Below are 23,473 nucleotides of genomic sequence, written 5' to 3' on the forward strand. Positions count from 1 at the left end.
TTTTGGAGGGCGATAGTATGAGAGGTTGGCTATTTTCAGGTACAAATAAACCACTAAAATTAATTGAAAAAGAAGATCCAAAAGCGATTCCTGGTCAAGTTGTGATAGACGTAAAAGCTGCTGGTCTATGCCATTCAGACGTTGCAGCATTACAAGATCCAGGTTGGATGCCACTATTCCCAAATGGTCCTGTTATTATGGGGCATGAGTTTGCTGGGGTTGTTATTGAAGTGGGTGAAGGCGTTGAAAACATTAAAGTTGGAGACCGAGTCGGGGCTAACCCAATGAATCGAGAAACGAAAGTAACTGCGGGGTACACTTATGACGGCGGTTATGCAGAAAAAGTGCGCGTTCCTGCGGATCAATGTGTAATTATTCCCGAAAGCGTAACCTTTGCAGAAGGGGCGGCTTCAACAGATGCAGGAATTACAGCTTATCGTGCGCTTTTCAGTATTGGACAAGCAAAAGAAGGTACGAAATTAGGAATTATCGGTATCGGTGGACTTGGTCAATTTGCTTTGCAAATGGCACAGATTAAAGGTTGCGAAGTGTACGCTACAGATGTTTCTCCTGAAGCTCGAAAACTTGCTGAAGAATTAGGTGCTCATAAAGTTTACGACTCAATTTTAGATATGAAAGAAGCAGAGTGTGACGTCATTGTTGACTTTGCTGGTTTTGGCCAAACAACTTCTGATGCACTGGAAGCTGTAAGACGAGAAGGAACAGTTGTAATTGTTGGTATGGGTAAATTAGAATCCAATATCAATACGTATTTAATGATTACAAAAGAAATTAAGCTATTAGGAAGTAATGGCGGATCTGTAGAAGACTTACAAGGTGTATATGATTGCTTCGCTACTGGTAAAATGAATCCAACTCTTGTTACCATTCCGTTTGAAGAAGTCGACAAAGGCTTAGAAAAACTCAAAAATCATGAAGTAAAAGGGCGCTTAGTAGCTATATTTGAATAAATTGCCACATACACACTGCACATGTTGAGGCTGTAACGTGGTTGGAATTGGTGTGAAGTTTAAAAAAGAGCGAATCCCGACTTAAACTTGGGATTTGCTTTTTCATTTTACTTCCGCTTCGTTAATGAATGTCTTGAATGACTTTTCTAGGAATTCACCCATTTGTTTGACAGTTGGCTCTGAAAAATCAAAACTGACCCCAGTTTCTTTATATATAGCTGCGATGGATTGATTGTAGTCCACACTTGCACCTTTTTTAAAGGATTCGACAGCTAACTCTGGGTCTTTCTGATAATTCTCAAGTAATTGAAGAGCCCCTAACATCGAGATGGAGTATTCAATAGTATAGAAAGGATATTGAATAAAATGAAGGGTGCCTACCCAGCTCATTCCAATTTCCTCCTCAAACCCAGAAGTATCGACAGGGTTTAAGCCATAACGTTTTGAGATTTCAAAGAATTTTTCATCACGCTCTTTGGGGGTGTGTTTAGGATTCGTATACATCCAATGTTGGAAGAGATCCCCTGATAATGGTCCGAATAGCATTGTAAAAGCCCTTCTTAGCTCCTCACGCTGAGCGTTCTTAAATTCTTCTTCTGAGTAAAACTGATTTAGTTTATCCAATAAGAGCAATTCCATCCCATGGGAATACAGTTCAGCGATTTCCGCTCGCCATTGGTATTCTTCAAGAGGACCCTGCTCTGAAAACTGGAGATATCCATTCACCGCATGACCCATTTCATGAATTAATGCGATAAGAGAGAAGAAGGATGGGCTCATGTTTGCAAAAACAAAGTTATTTCCTGAAACAGGTAAGTCGATACAGAAACCACCTGGGCTTTTTCCTTTTCGATCTCCAAGATCGAGTAATCCATGCTCTCTCATGTAATCGAAACGGTCTGCGAAATATGGGTCGGTTTTCCCTAACATCTCACCAACGCCATCCATAAGAGTGGACACCTCGGTATATGGTGGGTTTTTCAAGAGTTTAGCGGTGTTATCCCAGGGGCGATAAGTATCGACACTTAGCTTAGACTTAAAAACATCTGCAAGTCTGTTCCAAGCAGGGATAATATGTTTTTCTACATTTTCATGAAAATCATAACAATCCTGAACACTATACTCACGATTTTTGGTCACAAATATATAATCACAATAATTTTCAAAGCCTGCATTTAATGCAATTTGATGGCGTAGTTGAACGAGCTCATCCATGATGGCATCCATATCGGGCTTAATCTGTCGATAGGCTGACCTTATTAAGAGATAAGCTTTTTTTCGCACGGCTCTGTCTAAATTATCAAGTTGGGATTCGACAAACGGTAAAGGCTTTTCCTCCCCTCCCATTCAACTGTTAGCCCTCCCATAATTTCACTATACTTCGTAGAGAGTTCTTGTTCTTTTACCATTAATGGAATGTTTTCTTCTCTGAACAATTTAACTTTGGACTCGCGAACGCGACGCATTAAACCGTAACGGTTTTCATCTATTTGATTGAAATATGGAGAATCACAGAATTTCTCATTCAGTTTTGCCTCATATTTCATTAAAAGTGGTTGGATGACTTGCTGATCATGAAGAAACGTTGACTTGATGTCAGCATCCTCTGTGTTTCGGAAGAAATCGACTTGGTGACCTATCATCGCCTCCATAATTTTAATCATTAAATCCTTTTCATCCTTTAACCACTTTTCTAGGTCAGAAATGGATTCAATTGGAACTTCAAGTAAAATTCGAAATTGAGCCTCGACACCTTCTACATCTTGTAAATCAATTAATTCTTTATAATAATTTTGAGCTATATCTTGCGTCATGGATAAATCTCCTCCCCTTTAGAAAATTTTTAATAACCCCAATATTAATAATATGCTTTTAATAGGTATCAAATCCAGCTTTTTCAAAAGAATTAACAAACAATTTTTTGTGGGGAAAAAAAGGGATACATAGTCGATTATCATAGGCATATAAAGCAGTAACATTCCCCACCCCCAGTTCATAAATTGGTATAGAGTGTGTAAATGGACTTTTGACTATTGTGTTTCCCCTTTCACGTTCATAGCACATCTTGATAATATAATTGGAGGTGCAAGAATGAATGATTTCCATAACGAACTCCAGATGCTGAATCTTGGCGAGTTCAATACGAGTCAGGCAGTTAATTGGGACCAAAACAATCCTCTTTCAAATCAAACTGCGCAGCTCGGTGGCATTGGCGGTTGCTTTGGCGGAGGCTTTGGCATTGGCGGTTGCTTTGGCGGTGGCTTTTTCCGTTGCGGCTTTAGCTGCTTTGGCTGCTTTAGTTGTTTCCGCTGCTCTAATTGTTTCCGTTGCCATAATTGTTTTCGCTGTAGTAGTTGCGGCGGCCGTTGCCACGGTTAATAGTAACAAAAAACATGATTGCCAAGGTCCCTGCAGTTGTTGCAGGGACTTTTCTATATAAGGTTAAACATATGAAACAAGTTATGGTACATAGGATTGGAGTGTTAGTAATAATTTTGATTTAGAAATAGCTATTGTTAAGGAGGAATGGAATGTCGAATTTGACTCCTATGATGCGCCTGAAAGTGAAAAGGGACACATTTTTTTCTCCCCGATTCAAATGGTGGTGTGTATTTTAGGAATAATAAAAGTTCTTTTCGTGTGGAAGGAACTGGGATCATTCAGTGGGTTGAAAAACTGGTACCGATGTTCAACGGTAAGTATACGTTAGGGGATTTGACAGAAGGATTGCCTGTTCCATATCGGAATCGTGTCTATGAAATTGCGGAGGTACTGTTCCGAAATGAGTATGCTCGGGATGTGAGCCAGGACCTTCCTCATCAATTGACCGATCAAGTTCTTACCAAGTATGCTTCCCAAATTGAATTTCTGGACAGTTTCGGAGATTCGAGTGCGTCCCGATTTCAAACTTATCGTCAGTCAAGCGTGTTGGCAGTTGGTGCTGGTCATTTTTTTGTTTCATTGGTTTCTTCATTACTTGAATCTGGATTGCCCAAGTTCCATATGCTCATCACGGACTCGGAGTCGACCAATAGACAGCGGTTGATGGAACTCGTGGCACATGCCCGTGAAACAGACACAGAGGTAACGGTAGAAGAGATCAGCTTGCAGAAGGAGGGGAACGTTGTTGGCATGAAATTGTTCAACCGTTTGATTCGATTTTGTATGTGTCCCAGGAGGGCGATATAGAGGAACTCCGAGTGCTTCAAAAGGTTTGTAGGGTAGAGAAGAAGGTGTTTCTTCCTGCTATATGTCACCAGCATGTGGGCCTTGCGGTCCGCTCGTGCATCCAGACTCTAAAATATGTTGGGAGTCTGCATGGAGGCGCATGCATCGAGCTGTACTTTCCGAAGAGCAGCAGTTCACCGCTTTCTCTGCCACTGCAGGGGCAATGTTAGCCAATGTAATCACATTTGAATTGTTTAAAGAGATTACGGGAGTGACCGAATCTGAACCGAGGAACCTATTCTATCTGCTTGATTTAGAGACGTTGGAAGGAAACTGGCATTCATTTTTGCCTCATCCGTTGGTGGATGGACGCGTGTATAGTGAATGGGTAACAGATTTGGATGTGCGTCTTGAACGAAACGAAAGCAAAGATGAACCGAATGGATTGTTACTTTACTTTAGCCAGTTGACATCGGATGTATCAGGGGTTTTTCATATTTGGGAGGAAGGAGATCTCAAGCAGCTACCTTTAGCTCAGTGCCGTGTTCAGGCGGTTGATATGTTATCAAAGGGACCTGCTGACCTTTTACCAGACATTGTTTGTGCAGACTTGACGCATGAGGAAGCGCGGAGGAAAGCGGGATTGGCTGGAATAGAATCATATGTGTCACAAGCGGTTGAGCTGCTCGTTGCGACCCTACCTTCAAGCCAGGAAAATGGGGAGAACGGGGTAGAAAAAAAGGAGTTCATTGGAGTTGGAGCGGGAGAAACGGTTGCGGAAGGTATATGCCGGGGATTACAAAAGTGTTTGGACAAAGAGCTAAGCATGCAGCTCATAAATAAAAAAATCCATGTTACTCCGTTGCAAGTGGATACGGTAGAAGATGAACATTGCCGGTTTTATTTAGAGGCACTGACCACGATGCATGGCGCACCGGCGATTGGCTTGGGGAGGAAGTAAACGGTTTCCCTGCCATCTGGGTCGGAACGAATGACGGCTGGTATAGTGGTGTAGAATTGAATAGTACATTGGCGTTGCGAAAAGCGCTACAACAGGCGCTTATGACTTCACACCCGGTGCAATCGCAGGAAATTATTCTACTGGAAGAAAAAGCACCACTCAGCCTTGTTATCTCCGCTTATGATGAGAAGAGACAGGCCGAGATTTTGCATTCCGCTATACAAATCTTAGAACGGAATCACAAACGGCTATTAGTATTTGATTTAGCATTTGAACCATTTTTGAAAGAGGGGATCGCGGGGCTGTTTGGTGTGTCGTTACGAGAGGAGGAGGGATACCGGTGACTGCCGTCGTAATGGTTGTTGGAGAAGGATTATTGGCTGACCGTGTGTGCGGGGATTTATCCACTCAATACGAAGTAATACGCCGGTACGATTTCGAAGAGGGAGTACCAGAAACGACTGAACTGGTTATGGTCTTGCACGATACCTTGAATCCTTCCATTCAAAAAGAGCGGAAGAGGTATTGCGGCCAACCGGCATACCTTGGCTGCGAGGCATTGTTTCATATGGAGAAGGAGTGATTGGGCCACTCGTACGTCCGGAAATACCGGGCTGCTCCCAATGTGCAGACAAGCGACGTCTCATGGCCGGACGAGACCGTAAAGAGATGTGGGAGATGGAACAGAGACGTAAGGAACTTGGTGGAGCTCCGAGTGATGCTTGGGCATCTCGTACGGGATTATTGCAAATGGCGCACCTTCTCGAATCAGAGGTACAGAGCATACTAGATGGAAATCAGGCTCGTTCGGAAGGTCGTTTATGTTTAATTAATCTGAAATCGCTAAAGAGTTCATGGCATTCGTTTCTTCCTGACCCGTTGTGTCCGGTCTGTAGTCAAATACCCGATGATTCAGCAGCCGCGGCCCGAATTACACTGCAATCTAGTCTGAAAATCAGTACCGACAGTTACCGCAGTCGTTCCATAGATGACCTGCAAAATATTTTAGGCAAGGATTACTTAGATGATCGGACTGGTTTGGTAAATAGTAAAATGTATCACCTCATGCTGCCATTTGCCGATGCAAGTGTTAATCTGCCGTTGTTTGCCGGAGACGAGGGGGTGGCAGGCCGGACTCATTCATACAAGGTTAGTGAGTCCACGGCTATTTTGGAGGGGTTGGAGCGGTACTGTGGATTGTCTCCAAGTGGAAAACGAACAGTGGTTCATGATAGCTTCCGCAACCTAAAAGACCGAGCGCTTAATCCTCTCAAGGTAGGTGTGCATTCAAAGGAACAGTATGCGCTGCCAAATTTTCCGTTCAAACCGTTCAATCCTGATCGCTCCATCGATTGGGTTTGGGGTTATTCATTTTTGGAAGAACGTCCTATTCTGATTCCAGAGTTGCTTGCTTATTACAGTTTGGGCGGAGAGGGAATTGTCTATGAAACTTCCAATGGATGTGCGTTAGGCGGTAGCTTAGAGGAGGCCATTTTCTACGGTATTATGGAAGTTGTAGAGCGTGATTCGTTCTTGATGACTTGGTACGCAGAGCTGTCACTACCACGTCTTGACCCTTGTTCAACTAATGATCAGGAATTACAGTTGATGATTGATCGTGTGCGGGCGGTTTGTGGTTATGATCTTCATTTTTATAATTCGACGATGGAGAATGGAATTCCAAGTGTTTTGGTCCTAGCGAAAAACAGGAAAAAAACGGGGTTGAATATCATTGCTGCGGCCGGCGCTCATCTGGATCCAATACGAGCGGCTAAAAGCGCGATTCATGAGTTGGCTGGCATGATGCTAATACTTGACGAGAATTTGGAGACTAACCGGGAGGAATATGTGCGGATGTTGAAAGACTCTTCCTTGGTACGGAAGATGGATGATCATGGGATGTTGTATGGGTTGCCGGAAGCGCAAGAACGCCTACAGTTTTTGTTAGATGATAACCGGCCATTACGAACGTTTGATGAGGAATTCAAATGGGAGGCAGTGCATGCAGACCTCACGGATGATCTGCGGGATATTCTCCAGGTGTTTAGGGGGTTGAACCTCGATGTGATCGTAGTGGACCAAACTACACCTGAAGTAAAACAAAACGGACTGTTCTGCGTAAAAGTCCTGATTCCAGGGATGCTGCCGATGACATTCGGTCAACATCTTACCCGAGTAACAGGGCTTGAGAGGGTGCTCAGGTTGCCAATGGAACTCGGATATAAGGAAGAACTGTTAACACTTGAACAGCTCAATCCATATCCGCATCCGTTCCCATAACCAGTCGTTAGGAGGTAGGAGGATGAATCTTGAGGCATTACTGCACAATCTCCATTTTGAAATTGACAAGGTAAGCCCGCCAGACTGGGAAGTGGATTGGGAAGACGCGCCACTTCCGTATAAGCTCTACCGTGGCTTACCGGTGTTTCCACTTTCTTTAGAAGTGCCGTTGACGCTTAACAGGGTGGAAGGAACTGCAAAACCTGACCTAAGCAAACTCGGTCATTTTCTCTGGTATGTATTTGGTCTAACGCAATTTAGCGAATCCATGATGAACTTGGGTTCCAGCGATCAAGCCTTGGACCTCATGCAGGAAACGGCGGTTTGTCCCTTCCGGTGGGGCGCTGTATCCAAACGAATTGTATGTTTATTTGAAGATAGAGGATTTGCCTGCCGGTGTTTACCATTATGATGTGGCGCATCATCGCCTATTGTTGCTGCGCGAAGGAAATTTCGATTCATATATATCCCGTGCACTTGGTAATCGCTGTGAGGTATCCGAGTGTTTTGGTACTGTCTTTATATCAACAATGTTTTGGAAGAACTTCTTTAAATACAATAACTTCGCTTACCGTCTTCAAGGTTTGGATGCTGGTGTGTTGATTGGACAATTACTGGAAGTTGCAAAATGTTTTGGCTTCGCCCCTTGCGTATACTTTCAGTTCCTTGATCGGGCCATCAACCACCTGATTGGGCTTTCCGAACAAGAGGAGAGCGTGTATGCGGTGATTCCGCTAACAGCTGATTCAACAAATTGCTTCAATAGATGCACCAAAGGTGTGGATGAATCTGCCACTGATTTATGCCGAGAATTGACGGCAATTCAGTCTACTCATTACGTCCAATCGCGAAGGGTTTTAGAGTACCCGATTGTAACGAAGATGAATGAAGCATCCATGATGGAATCAACGAGATCGTTTCGGAAAATCAAAGAGGAGCAACTAAATTACGAAGGTCAAACGGTGGCTTTGCCATATGTGAAGCGATTATCGTATGATTTGGCATCGGTCTGCCGAAAGCGGTTTTCACCAGACAGAGATTTCATTTTGGGGAATGTTAGTCAACTCCAGCTTGCCAAGTTGCTTAAATGCGCGATGGATTCCTTCTCGTATCAAAATGATTTGGATGGAGATCAAAAAAAACAGAAGTCCCGTGTCTCACTTTACGGATGTTTGTATAATGTCGAAGGCATTCCGAATGGTGCATATCATTATGACAGCTCTGCCCATGCGTTACGCAAAGTACAACTCGGAGATCAGCGATTACGGTTACAGCACGGATTGTCCTTAGACAATGTAAATCTGTTCCAAGTACCACTTTGTCTACATGTCGTAGGGGACAAAAATCATTTCAAAACGGAATTGGGGTACCGAGGATACCGTATCCAACAAATGGAGGCGGGAATGTTGGTGCAAAGATTGCTGTTAGTCGCGTCATCTCTCGAATTCGGAGGGCACCCACTCCTCGGGTTTGATGTGAACGTAAGTGACGAGATTTACAAGCTGAGTCCACTAAAAACAAGCCTCATCCAAATCCCGACAGGTCCACACCGACACCGTTCTTGGTTAAGTGGAGGTCTGCATAGTTAAGTAAGTGGAAACGACATATGAGAAGTGCCACGTAATCATTGTCTCTACATTCTTTGGGTATTGGTACTTCTCATTGCGTTAATAAGCGATTTCGAAAAGGGAGAAATCCAATGAAGAAATCGGTAAAAGACAATCTGTATGAAACGAGAAGTAAGTTAGTACAGGTGATTACTTTATTAACTGATACTCAATTTAACAGTAAGAGTAATGAAGTCTGGAGTATCGCGCAAGTATGTCATGCTGCATTGGTACCTCTCGCATGTTAACATCTAATCTATTTTACCCGATTTGTTAACTCTTAAACTACACAGCGAAATAAGTGAAAATAAATTTGAATTGCCTATTTCCGGTTGCCAAATTCGGCACAAACGTGGAGTCCGCTGCATACTTTAGGTCAAAGGGATTCCTAACAGACAACCACCCCCGCAACGTGGGAGTCGCGGAGGCAGTCGTTATTGCAGAGTGTAGTTTCCTACTTATTCTCTTAGCCTTAGAGAATATCCAATTGGACGATTACCGCTACGAGGATTTGTAGCAATAGCTGCAAGGAAATCGCTACGTCGATATCTTCCGTTATCACCTCGACATCACGGGAGTTAACGATGATCAATTTTTGACGGTTGGTCTGCTTGATCTGTGATTTTTCAAGTAATTCAATTGTCACTCGTTCCGCCCTTACAGCATCATCAATAGAGATATTGACAACGACTGCGATGGCGACTTGGAGCGCTGCTTGCAAAGAAGCGGCAATTTGCGTATCAGTTGTTTTAACTCTGACTTTGCAAGAATCACGGATGACAATCAGTTCTTGGGAAAGCTGATCGATATCAGAAGTCACCTTTGCTTCTACAGCCGCTTCTTCTTCTTCTCTTCCACAACTACAAAGAGACATTGGGTGCTTTGCATTACTGTTCAAAGCAGACCATCTTTCTTTTTGACGAGAATTATATTTATAGCCCATTTTTCTTCCCTCCTCTCTCTATCTATTACATGTAATGAGAAGCCGTTGAGTTGGACAAATTATCTATTCGTATTGTTTTTATTATTTCGCTTCATTTGTTTTCTTTGCAGAATGGCTTCCCGTAACGGATTTGTCGCCGCCTGTCCCTCTGTTTTACCTTCCGATTCTTCAACTTTGAGAACGGTTCTGGATTCCAAAAAGTCCTCTACTTGAGCTTTTAGCTGTTCCACAGTCTGCCTCAAGTTCTCACGCTGGTCATCTGTTATACGTGCTTTTACTTTTTCGATATCGACTTTGTTTTTGGTGAATAAATCTGATACAAACAAATCCATTAACTGGCCTGATAACTCGTTCAATTGTTCACGGCTATTATTGTCTTCCACTCAAATCACCCCCTTTATCACTTACATTTATGTATACTCGTGAAAATTAGCTATCATCGGGCATCTATACGTGCAGAACAAAATTATGCAAAAAAATCCCCAAATTGCCTGGCAATTTGGGGATTGAGTATGCACATTAATATTTGGATATAGGGTAAACTCTATTTTGAAGCAAATTCAGTTTCATCCATAAAACATTCAACATGTATAATAGGGATTTTTATGATTGAAAATACTTTTATGTCTTAGAATTCAGAATTTGTAAAGAGGATTTACAAAACATTTACAAGAAACCCGATTTAAATTTACAATTCGACGCTAATATTTACATTGGGTTAACAAATCATGCTGGAGGTATAATATGAACTTCATGAGGAATGCAGCAAAAGGATTATTTATTGTCTTTCTGACGGTCGTAATGACTGGATGTGGCAATAAAGCTGATGGAGGTACTAAATCGTCAAAAGAAGGTTTACCGACAATTGCTATTTCTGGGTCGACTTCCGTAGGGCCGTTGGCAGAAAAGTTAGCGTTTAAATATGAAGAAAACAACGATGTCAAAATAGAGATTAACCAGATCGGATCATCAGCTGGAATAACAAATGCGATAAATGGTGTATCCGAAATCGGAATGTCCTCCCGTGATTTAAAACAGGAAGAGATTGACAAAGGGTTGAAAGATACAGTTATTGCTTACGACGGTATCGTTGTCGTAACGCATCCAACGAACAAAGTGAAAAATCTCACGTTGGAACAAGTAAAGAAAATATTCACAGGCGAAGTGACAAATTGGAAAGAGCTTGGCGGTGATGACTTGGAGATAGTAGTCGTTTCTCGTGAGGATGGTTCAGGTTCACGGGATGCATTCCAAGAAATCGTTGACTACTCATCAGGTGAGTTAGTGAGAAGTGCCATCATAGCAAGTGGAAACGGGAATATTAAAACGACTGTCGCGATGAATAAGCATGCGGTAGGTTTCATTTCCTTCGAATATATCGATGAGTCCATTTCAACGATTGACATTGATGGCGTACAGGCGACTGCGGAAAACGTACTAAAGCAACAATATAAACTTGCCCGTCCATTCTTGTTCGTTCATATGGACGGAGGTGTAACGGATGCGGGACAGAAATTCATTGATTTTATTTTAAGTCCGGATGGACAGGTTATTGTATCTGAAACCGGGGCTATACCAGTTAACGAATCATGAATCGAATCTACATCTGCCTTATTAAAGGTAATCTTGGAGGAATGCAGCCATGACAAGCCCACCTATTGAGAAACACAACATAGGTAACGGTAAATCAAATAAAAGAAAATACATGTTGGAAAGTTTATCATCAAAACTTTTCTTACTCTGTGCACTTTTATCAGTACTCAGTTTGTTGTTAATCGTCGGTTTTGTATTTTATAGAGGATCTCATCCGTTTCTCGCAGAGGGTTACAGCTTTTTCGAGTTTCTTTTCGGCGTAGATTGGGTGCCGGGGGAGGATAAATTTGGGATATTCCCAATGATTGTCGCATCCTTTTACGCGACAATTGGTTCCTTAATCATCGGTGTACCGATTGGATTATTTACAGCCATTTTCTTATCTGAAATCGCACCAAAACGAGTTGCGAAAATTATTTCACCAGCTGTACAATTGCTTGCTGGTATCCCGTCTGTTCTCTATGGTGTTTTCGGACTTGCGATTATCGTGCCGTTTTTGCAAAACTATTTAGGTTTAGCGAAGGGGCAAAGCTTATTGGCAGTCATTGTCGTATTAGCGATCATGATGCTTCCAACAATTGTGACGGTAGCTGAAACTTCGATTCGTGCAGTTCCCAAAACGTATCGGGAAGGTTCTTTGGCACTAGGCGCTTCTGAAATTGGCACTATTTTTAAAGTGGTTGTACCGGCGGCTAAGTCCGGTATTATGGCAGCGATTGTTTTAGGTTTAGGTAGAGCGATCGGGAAACGATGGCAGTTATTTTGATAGCAGGAAACAGTTTGATCGTTCCTACAAGCCTGACAGACAGTGTCCGCCCGTTGACAACCAATATTGCCTTGGAAATGGGTTATGCTGCAGGGGTACATCAAGAAATGTTATTTGCAACAGGAATTGTATTGTTCTCCTTTATCTTGATTTTGAATTTCGTATTAGCAAAAATCAGCGCAAGGGGTGCGAACTAAGATGAGGACTTTTAAGGATAACTTATTGCGCGGCCTTCTATGGTTTTCAGCTTTCGTGACGGTTGGTATTCTGTTACTTATTGTAGGTTACATTTTTTATAAAGGATTCCGTCTCATCAATCTTGATTTTATCTTCGGAAGTTATTCACCTACTGGTGGCGGTGGCATTTGGCCAATGATCGTTACAACCGTGTACACAATCGTCATTTCACTCGTTATTGCAACACCTATCGGGATTTTAGCAGCTGTGTACCTCCAAGAGTACGCGAAGCAAGGCAGACTTGTCAGAACAATCCGTTTTGCGACAGAAAGCTTAACAGGGATTCCGTCCATCATCTATGGATTATTCGGTGCAGTATTCTTTGTGACGACGCTAAAGCTCGGTATGTCGATCATCTCTGCGTCATTGACGTTGACGATTATCGTATTGCCTGTCGTTATCCGAACAACAGAAGAAGCATTGAAAACAGTACCCGGGGCGTATCGAGAAGGTTCTTTGGCATTAGGAACAACGAAACTTCAGACACTCATGAAAGTCATCTTGCCAAGCTCAATGCCTGGAATCCTATCAGGAATCATTCTTTCTATGGGACGGATTATCGGTGAGTCGGCTGCGATATTTTTAACCGCTGGAACTGTGGCAGCGATGCCATCAAGCATTTTCTCTTCTGCAAGGACATTAACGGTTCACGCCTTTTTAGTTACACAGGAGGCGGGAGATATTGAGCTTGCGGCTGCAATTGGAATTGTGTTAATCGTTATCATCTTGATTTTGAACTTCTCAGCTACGTTCATATCCAAGAAGTTAAGTAAAGCAGATTATTAATGAAGCAAGAAGCGAAGGAGGAAATGTAGCGCTTATGAAGAAGCAATCAGAAGGAACAGCTAAGATCAGTGTAAAAGATTTAAGTCTTTATTATGGAGAAAAACAGGCACTGTACAGTGTATCATTAGATATTGAAGAGAAAAAAGTAACAGCATTAATCGGGCCATCCGGTTGTGGGAAGTCAACTTTTCTACGAACGCTCAACCGGATGAATGATCTAATCGATGGAGTTAAAATCAGCGGGGACATCGTCATTGATAACGAAGATATTTATAAATCGAGTGATGTCATTAAGCTTCGTACAAAAGTCGGTATGGTATTCCAAAAGCCGAATTTATTCCCGATGAGTATCTATGATAATGTTGCTTACGGACCCCGAGCCAAGGTATTAAAAATAAAAAAGAATTGAACAAGATTGTTGAAGAAAGCCTACGTGGGGCTGCAATTTGGGATGAAGTAAAAGACCGTCTTAAATCATCTGCACTTGGTCTATCAGGTGGTCAGCAACAAAGGATTTGTATCGCCCGTGCAATTGCGATGAAGCCGGATGTAATTCTAATGGACGAGCCTACTTCAGCATTAGACCCAATTTCGACATTGAAAGTTGAAGAATTGATTGCACTATTGAAAAAAGAGTATACAATTGTAATTGTGACCCATAACATGCAGCAGGCTGCGCGGGTATCAGACAAAACAGCTTTCTTTTTAAATGGGGAAATCATTGAATATGATGTCACAAATAACGTCTTTTCAAATCCGAAAGACCAAAGAACGGAAGATTATGTAACAGGTCGGTTTGGTTAATTCGCCGAAGCTCAATATATTACATGTGGGGTGACTGTAATGATGAACGTCAGAAAAAACTTTGACAAGAACTTGCAACAGCTGCAAAACAAAATGATGGAAATGAATGCACTTACGGTATCAGCATTTGAGAAAGCGTTCACCGCTTTTAAAACACAAGATGTCGAATTAGCGTTACGAGTCATTGACGAAGACACTGCTATTGATAATCTTGACCAGGAAATCAATCAACTTGCAGTGTGGCTTATTGCGAAAGAGCAACCTTTTGCAACGGATCTACGAAGAATCATTGCGTCATTAAAAATCACATCTGATATCGAACGGATTGCCGATTTCGCAGTAAATATCGCGAAAGCGACAGCGAAAATCGGAAAAACAGAATCACTGATCAATATTACAAGTCTAGAGAAAATGAATGAGGTTTCCCTCGACATGCTTAAAAAGGCAGTTACTGCGTTCATCGATGGAAATATGGAGTTGGCTAAGGAAGTCGCCGCTTTGGATGATCAAGTCGACGATGCTTATGCAGTAACATACAAAAGCATCACTGAATATTTACGTACACATCCAGAAGAAACAACACAGCTCGTTCAATTATTATTCATCAATCGTTTCCTTGAACGAACAGCTGACCACATTACAAACATCGCAGAAAGTGCCGCTTATTTAATAAAAGGTCAGATTTATGATCTAAATCAGTAACAGTTTTCATGAGGTGAAATCCATTCGAACGTGAATGGTTTCACCTCATTTTTATTTCCTTACAAAATCATCTGTTTACGCTATATTTGTTATTTTGAGAAAAATGGATTACTTGGGGAATATAATGGAGGGGTTTGATGAAATCAGTAATGGAATCGGTCTTACTGGAAATATTGGAGAATGCATTTCAAAGGTTTGTTGTCGTTGATAAAGAATCGAACATAACTGGATGACAGATCAACCTTTGGGGCGCCATCCGTACATCGCGCTAGCGCCCTGCAGTATTTCTTCAATTGGGCGATTATCAGCACAAGATATACATAGTATAAGCCTCTTTTTTGTACAAGCAAATATGTAATTGAAAACATATAATACTTAAATAATGATAAAGGAGGTGATAAATTTGTCATGTGAAAAAAGGAAAATAAGATACTATCCCACGTTTAAAGCTTCCGACTGTACTCTTTCTTGTCCTCCTGAACCTACCGGTGCTACAGGAGAAACTGGACCTGCCGGACCTGCTGGACCTACCGGGGCTACTGGTACAACCGGCGCCACTGGAGCAACTGGAGAAACTGGACCTGCCGGACCTGCTGGACCTACCGGGGCTACTGGTACAACCGGCGCCACTGGAGCAACTGGAGAAATTGGACCTGCCGGACCTACCGGGGCTACTGGTACAACCGGCGCCACTGGAACAACTGGAGAAATTGGACCTGCTGGACCTACCGGGGCTACTGGTACAACTGGTGCCACTGGAACAACTGGAGAAACTGGATCTGCTGGACCTACCGGGGCTACTGGTACAACTGGTGCCACTGGAACAACTGGAGAAATTGGATCTACAGGAACTACCGGCGCTACTGGCGCTACTGGAGCTACGGGGACTACCGGTGATACGGGACCAACTGGAGCAGATGGATCTATTGGACCTACTGGTGCTGCTGGCGCAACCGGACCAACCGGCACTTTTGATCCTAACGCAAACATAGTCGGTGTAGGACCAAATGTAAGCTCGCAGTTTAGCGAATTAAGAGTCAGCCAAAGAACACCGTTAATTGAATTGACTTCCTCATATGGCTTATCCGATTTAAGAGACATTGTTACCGTAACTGGCGTTGGTTCAGTAGGAAGTAATAATAGCGAGTTCCAATTAACTACGATAGCAAGTGGAACAGATAGCGCCATCCTGCAAAGCTCAGAAAGAGGAAATTATGAACCAGGATATGCTGCTGAAGCAGGAATAGGTATCCGGTTGCCAGTTGCACCAACAGGAAACCAAGTGGGCAGATGGGGCATTTTTGACGCCCAAAATGGTATGCTCTTTGGTCAAGATGTACCCAATGGGATATTCGTAGCTATTAGAAGAGCAGGTGTTGATACTGTTATTCCTCAATCATCTTGGAACGTAGATCCGTTAAACGGAACAGGTCCAAGTGGGGAGAATCTTAATTTATCAAAAGGTAATATTTTTCAAATTGTATATACATGGTATGGGTATGGAGTAATTGAATTTAAAGTGGTTCTCCCTAATCCTACAACTTTAGCACAAGAAGTGATTACCGTTCATCGTTATTCCCGACCGGGCAAACAAATCTTGCTGACCCTAATCTCCCTCTTCGTGCAGAAATTTTTAATAACGGTACGGCAGCTGCATTCAATTTATTTGTTGGAGGAAGACAATTTAGCATTCTAGGCGCATATAATCCGGTTTATCGTGTTACTTCTGACAGAAGAACTGTACTTGCTTTAGAACAGGATTTAGTACCAATTGTGTCTTTCCAAAGAAAAGCAGTCTTCCCGGCTGGTTCTGCTAGATCCAATTCAGTTAGTATAAAACTAAAAGGTGTTGATCTTGTACATTCGGCAGATATTTGCTACCAAGTCATATTAGGTGGAACCATGGATGGAGAATTTGTAAACTTTCCAACCGATAACACTAGTATCCCTCTATCGGAGACAGCCCTTACAGTTAATAACACTTTAACGACAATATCAGGAGGACAAGTGCTATTTCAAGGATTAGTAGCTGGAACTACTTCAGGAAGTGCTAGAATTACAACCTCTGACTTCTTACCCGATTTTCAATTACCGGATACTGAAACCATTACTCTAGCTGTATATAATTTATTCCCCGCTGTTAATGATGTTCATGGAATTTTTAGCCTGACCGAAGAATGGTAATGAATAATAGGAACGGGAGAGAAATAATCGTATTTTCATCTCCACTTCTTTAAATGTACAAGGTTAGTTAACTAAGGAAGAGTCCATGATATTACTGATTCCATGGACTCTTCCTCTATACATAAGAGGTGAAGTTGTAATTTAGGAACCTAAAAAACAAAGGGATGGCATTCAACTATAAATCTATGTTATCAAGTCCTTTTAAAGGAAACCCTTAAACGAAGCTTTCGTCTAAGGGTTTCCTACTACTAACAAGAGATTCAAAAATAAGATAGATTAATTTACGCAAAAAACTAATATACAAGGTTTACTATCAGAAGAAGAGCCCGTGGATTTTCCCCATGGGCTCTGCTTATTTTCGTTTAGTCTGTTTCAGTAGGATCGATTCTAAATATTTTTTATTTTGAAGGATTCTTGGATCATCTGGATTATACTGTCTTGCTTTTTCATTATGTTCGTTTGCAAGTTTGTGTTGACCTAATTGATCATAACAAACGCAAAGTTGTAAATGAGGTAGCCATGTCGCATATTTTGGATACTGCAAACCTAGATTATGACTAGGGAGCTTAATCTCAGTCGCTAGTTGATACCAAAATATCGCTGCATATAATTCTTTCTTTTTCAAGAAATAGAATCCTAGACGACAGCAAAATTCTGATCGAGGATGATCATATTGGAAAGATCGTAAAATGGACTCTAATTCTTTCTTATAATCTCCTAACGAAAAAAAACAATCCGCTAGTCTACTACAAGCTGAAATGTTATCTTCGACCCACCCTTTCTCTGTTAAGAGAAATTTTTCGTAATATTCAATTGCTCGTTCATACATTTGGTGGTCTTTTAATTCATTAGCAAAATAAAATAAATCACGAGCTGAGAACTCTACATTGTTAGCTAATTGCTTTTCATAAATAAGTAAATTTCGATTCGTATCATGATGTAAGCTTTTATGTGTGACCGCTACGTTGCTATGAAAGATCGTTCCAGCTACTTCTAAATATTCATGAACAGCCCCAATCCATTGAAAATGATTTGTTCGTTTCACTAAACGGTTCCGTTTAAGACTCGTTAATACATTTCCATGTTGATCGGTAGAAAGATTGTAGTCCATTGTCACAGAATCCGTTGTAAGATCTAAATTCATTTTTAATTCATTAAATTTTTCTTGATCCTTTGGTAAAAATACATCATCCGCATCCAACCATAAAATGAAATCTTTTGTTGCTTGTTGAAAAGCATAATTTCTAGCCTTTGCAAAATCATGCACCCATTCAAAATCATAAATACGTTGCGTGTACCTTCTTAACACCTCTTTCGTTTGATCGGTTGAGCCTGTATCCACGATGTTGATTTCATCCACAATATCTTTAACAGAATCTAAACAGCGGCCAATGGTATCTTCTTCATTTTTAACAATCATGCATAAACTGATTGTGACCATCTGCCCCCCCTCTCTTTGTCAACCTAAATATATGTTTTAATAACTAGTCCCATAATTAATTCATCGTTTGAAAAATAAAAGTAAAACCTGGTTGAATCCTAGATTAATTTACGCATATATTCCTCTATTTTCAAAACAACTTTTTCGTACCGGAGTGACAAAGGGAAACTGTATAGACAATTCACCGATGGAGAATTTCTTCGGGCTTTTAAAGCAGGAGATGTATTATGGCGTGGCTCTTCGAACTTACGAGGAGCTTAAAAAAGATATCGAAACATACATCCATTATTACAATCACAAGCGTATCAAACAGAAATTAGCTGGCATGAGTCCGGTTCAATACCGTCTTCACACCAGCCAATCAGCTGCTTAATATAAAACTCTAACTTTCGGGGGGCACATCAAATTAACGGGGGTTTGACACTACTTCTTCAGCTAATACACCAAGTCGATCAAGAATAAATGCATAGCATTCAGCAGCTTCTTTCAAATGATTGAAGCGTCCGGACTTACCGAAATGGCCGGCGCCCATATTCGTTTTCATCACAATGACATTATCATCGGTCTTTAACAATCTAAGCCGAGCTACCCACTTCGCCGGTTCAAAGTAACCGACGCGTGGATCGTTAATGCCGGTCGTGATATACAAATGCGGGTAATCTTTCGCTTCAACATTGTCGTAAGGGCTATACGATTTCATATAGAAATAGTCTTCCGGTTTCCGAGGGTCGCCCCATTCATCCCATTCAAGTGTAGTAAGGGGAATTGTCGTATCAAGCATCGTTGTTACAACATCGACGAACGGCACTGCTGGAACGATTACTTCAAACAGCTCACCCGCCATGTTGGCTACAGCGCCTACTAACAATCCTCCCGCACTGCCTCCACGGGCTGCCATCTTACTTGGGGTTGTATAGTTATTCTCAATAAGATGTTTCGCCGCAGCGATAAAATCAGTGAATGTGTTACGCTTCTTCTGCATTTTACCGTCCTCATACCAACCACGTCCCATTTCTGATCCACCACGAACTTGTGCAGTGATAAACACGACACCTCTTTCGAGTATCGGAAGTCGATACGGGTCAAAGCGTGGATCACTGTTAGAGCCATACGATCCATACCCATAAAGAATCAACGGTGCAGGCCCATTATCGAGTGCTCCTTCGAAGTAAACAGCGGTCATTGGAACTTTCACGCCATCATCCGCTGTCGCCCATAGTTGCTCTTGGCGGAAACGAGAGCGGTCATAGTCACCGCTAACAGGTGCAACCTGCAAGCACTTCTTCTCTCCAGTTATTAGATCCAAGCTATAAGTCGTTTTTGGTGTGAGCAACGACTCGTATTGGATTAATACTTCAGTTGCTTCATAGCTTTGATTGGATAAAACCGCTACGGTGTATAGTGGCTCATCCCATTTAATCTGCTCCAATTTGCCGTCTTTAAGAACCCAAATTTGCGTCAGACCATTCTCCCTGCCTGCGACAAGAAGCGAGTCACGGAAGGGATACATAGCTTGAAGATAGCGAGCTTCGCTATGCTCAATAACAGTAGTTCGTGCGCTGAGGTCATCGAGAGAACAACGAAGCAACTTGAAGTTCAGTGCATTTTCATTCGTCAGGATCAGCAATTCATCGCCCCAATGCTCGACATCATATAAGACGCCTGGACGCCGTGCATCCAATAACTGTAACGAGGAGAGCGGTGAATCCGTATCGATCATGCGAGTCTCGTTCGTTGTTTTTGAATGCGAATGCACGAAAATGAATTTTTGACTCTGTGATTTGCTAATGAATAACGTGAACGTCGTATCGACCTCTTCGTAGACTAACTCATCCTGATCTACTTCAGTTCCTAAACGATGACGCCACAATCTGTAAGGGCGTTGGTGTTCATCCACCGTCGTGTAAAAAATGTATTCACCGGACCGGCTCCACTCCATGCTTCCGAATAAATAAACATTAGGAATCCGGTCAGGCAGCAGTTCGCCTGTTTCCAAATTCTTAATATGGATGGTGCATCGGTCTGTGCCGTCGCGATTCTCCAAATAAGCAAGAAGGGTCTGATCCGAGCTAAATCTTAATGCTGTCACACTTAAATATCCATCTTCAACAGCCAATTCGTTCAGATCGAGAACCACTTGTTCTTGTGCTTCGTTAAGTAGGTCGCGACTCGCGGCTTCCTTACGTGCATAGATAGGATATTGCTTGCTTTTATCCAAGCGAGAATAATAGAAGAATTGTCCATGCTGCACAGGAACATTTACTTCTGAATCAGGCACACGGTCAACCATGCTCTGATAAATCCTATTAGTTTCATCCTCAAGTGGCCGCATGATTTCTTCGAAATACTTGTTTTCTTCCTCCAAGTACTGGATAACTTCTGGATTGTCACGTTCATTCAACCAATAATAATCATCTTCACGCACATCACCATGTAATTCATGAGGATGGGGAATGCGTTTTGCTATAGGTGGTTTCAAGATTAAGCAACTCCTTTCGATATAATTAATAATTCGGCACAGGCCATCTGAATTCCTTCTTAATTCGACAATTTGATGTACTATTTGCATTTTCTATACTAAAATTACGATAATTGTAAAATAAGGAGCGACTAATATGACGAACATTTTACCCGAAGACCAACGTGAAGAATTGCTTAAAGTATTGGAAGCACGTTTTGAGAAAAATATGGACCGACATGTGGGGATTAGTTGGGCGAAAGTGCAAGCAAAGCTTGAAGCAAATTTAGAGAAACTCTGGGTGCTTAGTGAAATGGAAAGAACAGAAGGGGAACCGGACGTTGTAGAGTATGATGAGAAGACGGATGAATATGTTTTTTATGACTGCTCAACTGAAAGCCCAAAAGGTCGCAGAAGTGTTTGTTACGACCAAGAGGCTCTTGAGGCAAGGAAAAAGCATAAGCCGGAAAATAGCGCAATGAATATGGCCGCAGAAATGGGTATTGATCTTTTAACAGAAGAACAATACTGGAAGCTGCAGAAACTTGGAAATTTCGATTTAAAAACATCCAGTTGGGTGAAGACACCTGCAGATATAAGAAAGCTTGGCGGGGCCATTTTCTGTGACAGGCGTTATGATACTGTTTTTACATACCATAACGGCGCAGATTCTTACTATGCAGCAAGGGGCTTTGGGGATCATTAAGAATTTGATTGGAAAATTACTTTTAAAATGTTTAATATTACCACGTGAAAGGGAAAAAAAGTCCATGAATGACTTTGTTTTCCCTTTTTTTGAATTACATAATTTTATGGTTTTATGCAAAGTGCACAAAGAATTGTTGGAATGGGCTTTTAATGAAAAAATATTATGCACAGTACATAGTCAACGCTTGTACATTTTGTTTAATAGGTATAAAGACGTTTTAAATAAAGCTATGTATAATCAGTGTTGTTAAATAAAAAACCGTTTTAGATAATCATAACAAAATGACAATCTGACATCTTTTCTTCAGTAGTAAAAATGTTAGTATTGGGCAAAATAAAAATATCTATTATTACGGTACCGAAAGGGGTAACGCAAATGTCAGCAGTAAATGATGGTGTCGATACAAAAGCCATTCAGATAGAAAACACCACGAAAATGGATGAATCATTGCATCCAAAATCCGACAAAGAAAGAACTGTTGACCCAAAACACTACGTTTTCATGTGGATGGGCGACGGGGTTAACTTAGGAAATATGACGTTAGGCGCCAGCGTAATTGTTGCGGGAATCGCAACATTAAACGTCTACCAAACAATTCTTGCAGCTTTGATTTCAATTGCAATTATTTCAACTGTTTTCGCTTTAAATGATCGTCTTGGCTATAGAGAAGGTATTCCATACGTTGTTCAGCTTAGAATGTCCTTTGGGGTAAAAGGAACAGTCATTTCCTCATTATTACGCGGAATACCTGCTATCGTCTGGTATGGTGTTCAAAGCTGGATTGGCGGAACCGCCTTAAATGAAATTGCGAAGATTCTTACAAATGGGTCTTTCGATAATATTGTTATTTGCTTCATAGCTCTTCAGATATTCCAGATTATCCTTTCGCTATTCGGCTTCCATGCGATTAAATGGGTAGAGACGGTTGCATCTGTTGTGTTCATGATAGCACTTGTGTATGTTTTCGGTCTTCTTGTCACGTCGCATATGCCTGAGATTTCCCAAAACTGGGTACAGGTTGAAGGTTCATGGGGCTTGCCGTTCTTCGGGCTTATCATGGTGTTCTTAGGTAACTATGCAGGTATCTTCGTTAGCGCTGCAGACTATTCCAGAGAGCTTAAAACTGGTGTGAGCAATAAGAAGCGTGGAGCACTATATTTCGTTCCAATCACTGTTTCATACGGTTTAGTTATTGTCATCGGAGCAATGCTCGCTGCTGCAACAGGTGTAACGAATCCAGCACAAGCACTTCCAATCATCCTTAATAATGACTATGTGTCCATATTTGTATCTGTATTTATCGTCGTTGCTGTAATTGCGACAAATATGGTGGCGAACATTATTCCGCCAGTGTATGTCATTACATTGCTGACGAAATTAAAATACAAACCTTCTGCAATTATTACAGGATTGCTTGCTTTAGGTGCATTCCCTTGGTTGCTTGTACAAGAATCGTCGGCAACTGGTCTGAATATGTTTATTCTTATCTATTCTGCATTTTTAGGACCAGTTATTTCCATACTGCTCGTCGAGTATTATATTTTGAGAAAACAAAGAGTGAAAACTGCTGATTTGTACAATGATGAAGGTCCTTATAAAGGATATAACCCAGCAGGTTTGCTTGCTATGTTTATTGGTGCAGGTGCGGCGTTTATAGAGGTAGAGCTCGCGTGGATCATTGGGGTTGTAGTCTCAGGAATATCTTATTATCTACTGTCTAAATATGCCTTTAAAGGTTCAAGCTTTAAAAAGGGAACAATTTTCGATAAGTAATGTTTCTTTTCTTTATTCAAATTAGTCTACGTCTTGCTAACTTTCATGACAGCTTTCTATAAAAATAGCGGTTTGGTTTTAGCCACTTTG

The 23,473-nt window shown here is 41.5% G+C and carries 16 protein-coding genes and 7 pseudogenes; 17 read left to right on the forward strand and 6 right to left on the reverse strand.

Annotation, left to right across the window (positions count from 1 at the left end; all coding sequences use genetic code 11):
• The first annotated feature begins 17 nt into the window (after nt 1-17).
• Nucleotides 18-971, forward strand: a complete 954-nt coding sequence (locus QNH10_RS06810) for a zinc-binding dehydrogenase (RefSeq protein ID WP_283734010.1) — start codon at nt 18-20, stop codon at nt 969-971.
• 102 nt (nt 972-1,073) lie between these two features.
• On the opposite strand, the gene QNH10_RS06815 is transcribed toward QNH10_RS06810, so the two are convergent.
• Together QNH10_RS06815 and QNH10_RS06820 are read right to left on the reverse strand one after the other, a co-directional pair.
• Complete coding sequence (locus QNH10_RS06815; protein ID WP_283734011.1) at nt 1,074-2,318, reverse strand: M3 family metallopeptidase; 1,245 nt, start codon at nt 2,316-2,318, stop codon at nt 1,074-1,076.
• Nucleotides 2,264-2,785: a gluzincin family metallopeptidase gene (locus QNH10_RS06820; protein ID WP_283734012.1), complete on the reverse strand. Its 522-nt coding sequence runs from the start codon at nt 2,783-2,785 to the stop codon at nt 2,264-2,266. The genes QNH10_RS06815 and QNH10_RS06820 overlap by 55 nt, the downstream gene beginning before the upstream one ends.
• Nucleotides 2,786-3,089: 304 nt before the next feature.
• Here QNH10_RS06820 and QNH10_RS06825 point away from each other — a divergent pair, with 304 nt between their 5' ends.
• From QNH10_RS06825 to QNH10_RS06845, 5 genes and pseudogenes are all read left to right on the forward strand, one after another.
• The gene (locus QNH10_RS06825; RefSeq protein WP_283734580.1) at nt 3,090-3,350 is read left to right on the forward strand and encodes a heterocycloanthracin/sonorensin family bacteriocin; all 261 of its coding nucleotides are present in this window, start codon (nt 3,090-3,092) and stop codon (nt 3,348-3,350) included.
• 152 nt (nt 3,351-3,502) lie between these two features.
• Nucleotides 3,503-5,444 (forward strand): annotated as a pseudogene (locus QNH10_RS06830) (putative thiazole-containing bacteriocin maturation protein).
• A pseudogene (locus tag QNH10_RS06835) lies at nt 5,441-7,380 on the forward strand (TOMM precursor leader peptide-binding protein). Before QNH10_RS06830 ends, QNH10_RS06835 begins: the two co-directional pseudogenes overlap by 4 nt.
• 22 nt (nt 7,381-7,402) lie before the next feature.
• Nucleotides 7,403-8,969, forward strand: a pseudogene (locus tag QNH10_RS06840) (SagB family peptide dehydrogenase).
• A gap of 110 nt (nt 8,970-9,079) precedes the next feature.
• Nucleotides 9,080-9,208, forward strand: a pseudogene (locus tag QNH10_RS06845) (DinB family protein); the annotation flags it as partial.
• 251 nt (nt 9,209-9,459) lie between these two features.
• Here QNH10_RS06845 and QNH10_RS06850 read toward each other — a convergent pair.
• Nucleotides 9,460-9,930 carry a spore coat protein gene (locus QNH10_RS06850; protein WP_283734013.1) on the reverse strand — a complete coding sequence of 157 codons (471 nt, stop codon included), beginning with the start codon at nt 9,928-9,930 and terminating at the stop codon, nt 9,460-9,462.
• Between the two features lie 59 nt (nt 9,931-9,989).
• Nucleotides 9,990-10,313 (reverse strand): hypothetical protein, encoded by a 324-nt coding sequence (locus QNH10_RS06855; protein ID WP_283734014.1) that lies wholly within the window; start codon nt 10,311-10,313, stop codon nt 9,990-9,992.
• 361 nt (nt 10,314-10,674) lie between these two features.
• Here QNH10_RS06855 and QNH10_RS06860 point away from each other — a divergent pair, with 361 nt between their 5' ends.
• From QNH10_RS06860 to QNH10_RS06895, 8 genes and pseudogenes are all read left to right on the forward strand, one after another.
• On the forward strand, nt 10,675-11,523 hold the full coding sequence (locus QNH10_RS06860) for a phosphate ABC transporter substrate-binding protein (protein ID WP_283734015.1): 849 nt from the start codon (nt 10,675-10,677) through the stop codon (nt 11,521-11,523).
• A gap of 49 nt (nt 11,524-11,572) precedes the next feature.
• Complete coding sequence (gene pstC, locus QNH10_RS06865) at nt 11,573-12,289, forward strand: phosphate ABC transporter permease subunit PstC (RefSeq protein WP_283734016.1); 717 nt, start codon at nt 11,573-11,575, stop codon at nt 12,287-12,289.
• A 14-nt stretch (nt 12,290-12,303) separates the two neighbouring features.
• A complete protein-coding gene (locus tag QNH10_RS06870) occupies nt 12,304-12,486 on the forward strand; it encodes a hypothetical protein (RefSeq protein ID WP_283734017.1) in 183 nt (60 codons plus the stop codon).
• Between the two features lies 1 nt (nt 12,487).
• On the forward strand, nt 12,488-13,312 hold the full coding sequence (pstA, locus tag QNH10_RS06875; RefSeq protein WP_283734018.1) for a phosphate ABC transporter permease PstA: 825 nt from the start codon (nt 12,488-12,490) through the stop codon (nt 13,310-13,312).
• A gap of 34 nt (nt 13,313-13,346) precedes the next feature.
• Nucleotides 13,347-14,116, forward strand: a pseudogene (gene pstB, locus QNH10_RS06880) (phosphate ABC transporter ATP-binding protein PstB).
• A gap of 39 nt (nt 14,117-14,155) precedes the next feature.
• On the forward strand, nt 14,156-14,818 hold the full coding sequence (gene phoU, locus QNH10_RS06885) for a phosphate signaling complex protein PhoU (RefSeq protein WP_283734019.1): 663 nt from the start codon (nt 14,156-14,158) through the stop codon (nt 14,816-14,818).
• A 403-nt stretch (nt 14,819-15,221) separates the two neighbouring features.
• Nucleotides 15,222-16,514 carry a hypothetical protein gene (locus tag QNH10_RS06890; RefSeq protein ID WP_283734020.1) on the forward strand — a complete coding sequence of 431 codons (1,293 nt, stop codon included), beginning with the start codon at nt 15,222-15,224 and terminating at the stop codon, nt 16,512-16,514.
• A gap of 206 nt (nt 16,515-16,720) precedes the next feature.
• Entirely contained in the window at nt 16,721-17,002 is a 282-nt protein-coding gene (locus QNH10_RS06895) for a hypothetical protein (protein ID WP_283734021.1), read from the forward strand.
• Nucleotides 17,003-17,354: 352 nt separating this feature from the next.
• Here QNH10_RS06895 and QNH10_RS06900 read toward each other — a convergent pair whose 3' ends face one another.
• Complete coding sequence (locus QNH10_RS06900; protein WP_283734022.1) at nt 17,355-18,443, reverse strand: tetratricopeptide repeat-containing glycosyltransferase family 2 protein; 1,089 nt, start codon at nt 18,441-18,443, stop codon at nt 17,355-17,357.
• 160 nt (nt 18,444-18,603) lie between these two features.
• On the opposite strand from QNH10_RS06900, the pseudogene QNH10_RS06905 reads away from it, so the two are divergent.
• Nucleotides 18,604-18,816, forward strand: a pseudogene (locus QNH10_RS06905) (IS3 family transposase); the annotation flags it as partial.
• 33 nt (nt 18,817-18,849) lie between these two features.
• Here the strand turns inward: QNH10_RS06905 and QNH10_RS06910 are convergent.
• On the reverse strand, nt 18,850-20,922 hold the full coding sequence (locus QNH10_RS06910) for a S9 family peptidase (RefSeq protein WP_283734023.1): 2,073 nt from the start codon (nt 20,920-20,922) through the stop codon (nt 18,850-18,852).
• A gap of 136 nt (nt 20,923-21,058) precedes the next feature.
• Between QNH10_RS06910 and QNH10_RS06915 the strand changes: the two are divergent.
• Both QNH10_RS06915 and QNH10_RS06920 read left to right on the forward strand, forming a co-directional pair.
• A pseudogene (locus QNH10_RS06915) lies at nt 21,059-21,615 on the forward strand (DUF4256 domain-containing protein).
• 370 nt (nt 21,616-21,985) lie between these two features.
• On the forward strand, nt 21,986-23,383 hold the full coding sequence (locus QNH10_RS06920; RefSeq protein ID WP_283734024.1) for an NCS1 family transporter: 1,398 nt from the start codon (nt 21,986-21,988) through the stop codon (nt 23,381-23,383).
• Nucleotides 23,384-23,473: the final 90 nt, after the last annotated feature.

The organism is Sporosarcina thermotolerans, from assembly GCF_030067815.1.
Lineage (GTDB): Bacteria > Bacillota > Bacilli > Bacillales_A > Planococcaceae > Sporosarcina > Sporosarcina thermotolerans.

Coding starts and splice junctions, on each gene's coding strand:
- QNH10_RS06810 (WP_283734010.1), top strand. CDS start 18: ATGAGAGGTTGGCTATTTTCAGGTACAAATAAACCACTAAAATTAATT.
- QNH10_RS06815 (WP_283734011.1), bottom strand. CDS start 2,318: ATGGGAGGGGAGGAAAAGCCTTTACCGTTTGTCGAATCCCAACTTGAT.
- QNH10_RS06820 (WP_283734012.1), bottom strand. CDS start 2,785: ATGACGCAAGATATAGCTCAAAATTATTATAAAGAATTAATTGATTTA.
- QNH10_RS06825 (WP_283734580.1), top strand. CDS start 3,090: ATGCTGAATCTTGGCGAGTTCAATACGAGTCAGGCAGTTAATTGGGAC.
- QNH10_RS06850 (WP_283734013.1), bottom strand. CDS start 9,930: ATGGGCTATAAATATAATTCTCGTCAAAAAGAAAGATGGTCTGCTTTG.
- QNH10_RS06860 (WP_283734015.1), top strand. CDS start 10,675: ATGAACTTCATGAGGAATGCAGCAAAAGGATTATTTATTGTCTTTCTG.
- pstC (WP_283734016.1), top strand. CDS start 11,573: ATGACAAGCCCACCTATTGAGAAACACAACATAGGTAACGGTAAATCA.
- pstA (WP_283734018.1), top strand. CDS start 12,488: ATGAGGACTTTTAAGGATAACTTATTGCGCGGCCTTCTATGGTTTTCA.
- phoU (WP_283734019.1), top strand. CDS start 14,156: ATGATGAACGTCAGAAAAAACTTTGACAAGAACTTGCAACAGCTGCAA.
- QNH10_RS06895 (WP_283734021.1), top strand. CDS start 16,721: ATGGATGGAGAATTTGTAAACTTTCCAACCGATAACACTAGTATCCCT.
- QNH10_RS06900 (WP_283734022.1), bottom strand. CDS start 18,443: ATGGTCACAATCAGTTTATGCATGATTGTTAAAAATGAAGAAGATACC.
- QNH10_RS06920 (WP_283734024.1), top strand. CDS start 21,986: ATGTCAGCAGTAAATGATGGTGTCGATACAAAAGCCATTCAGATAGAA.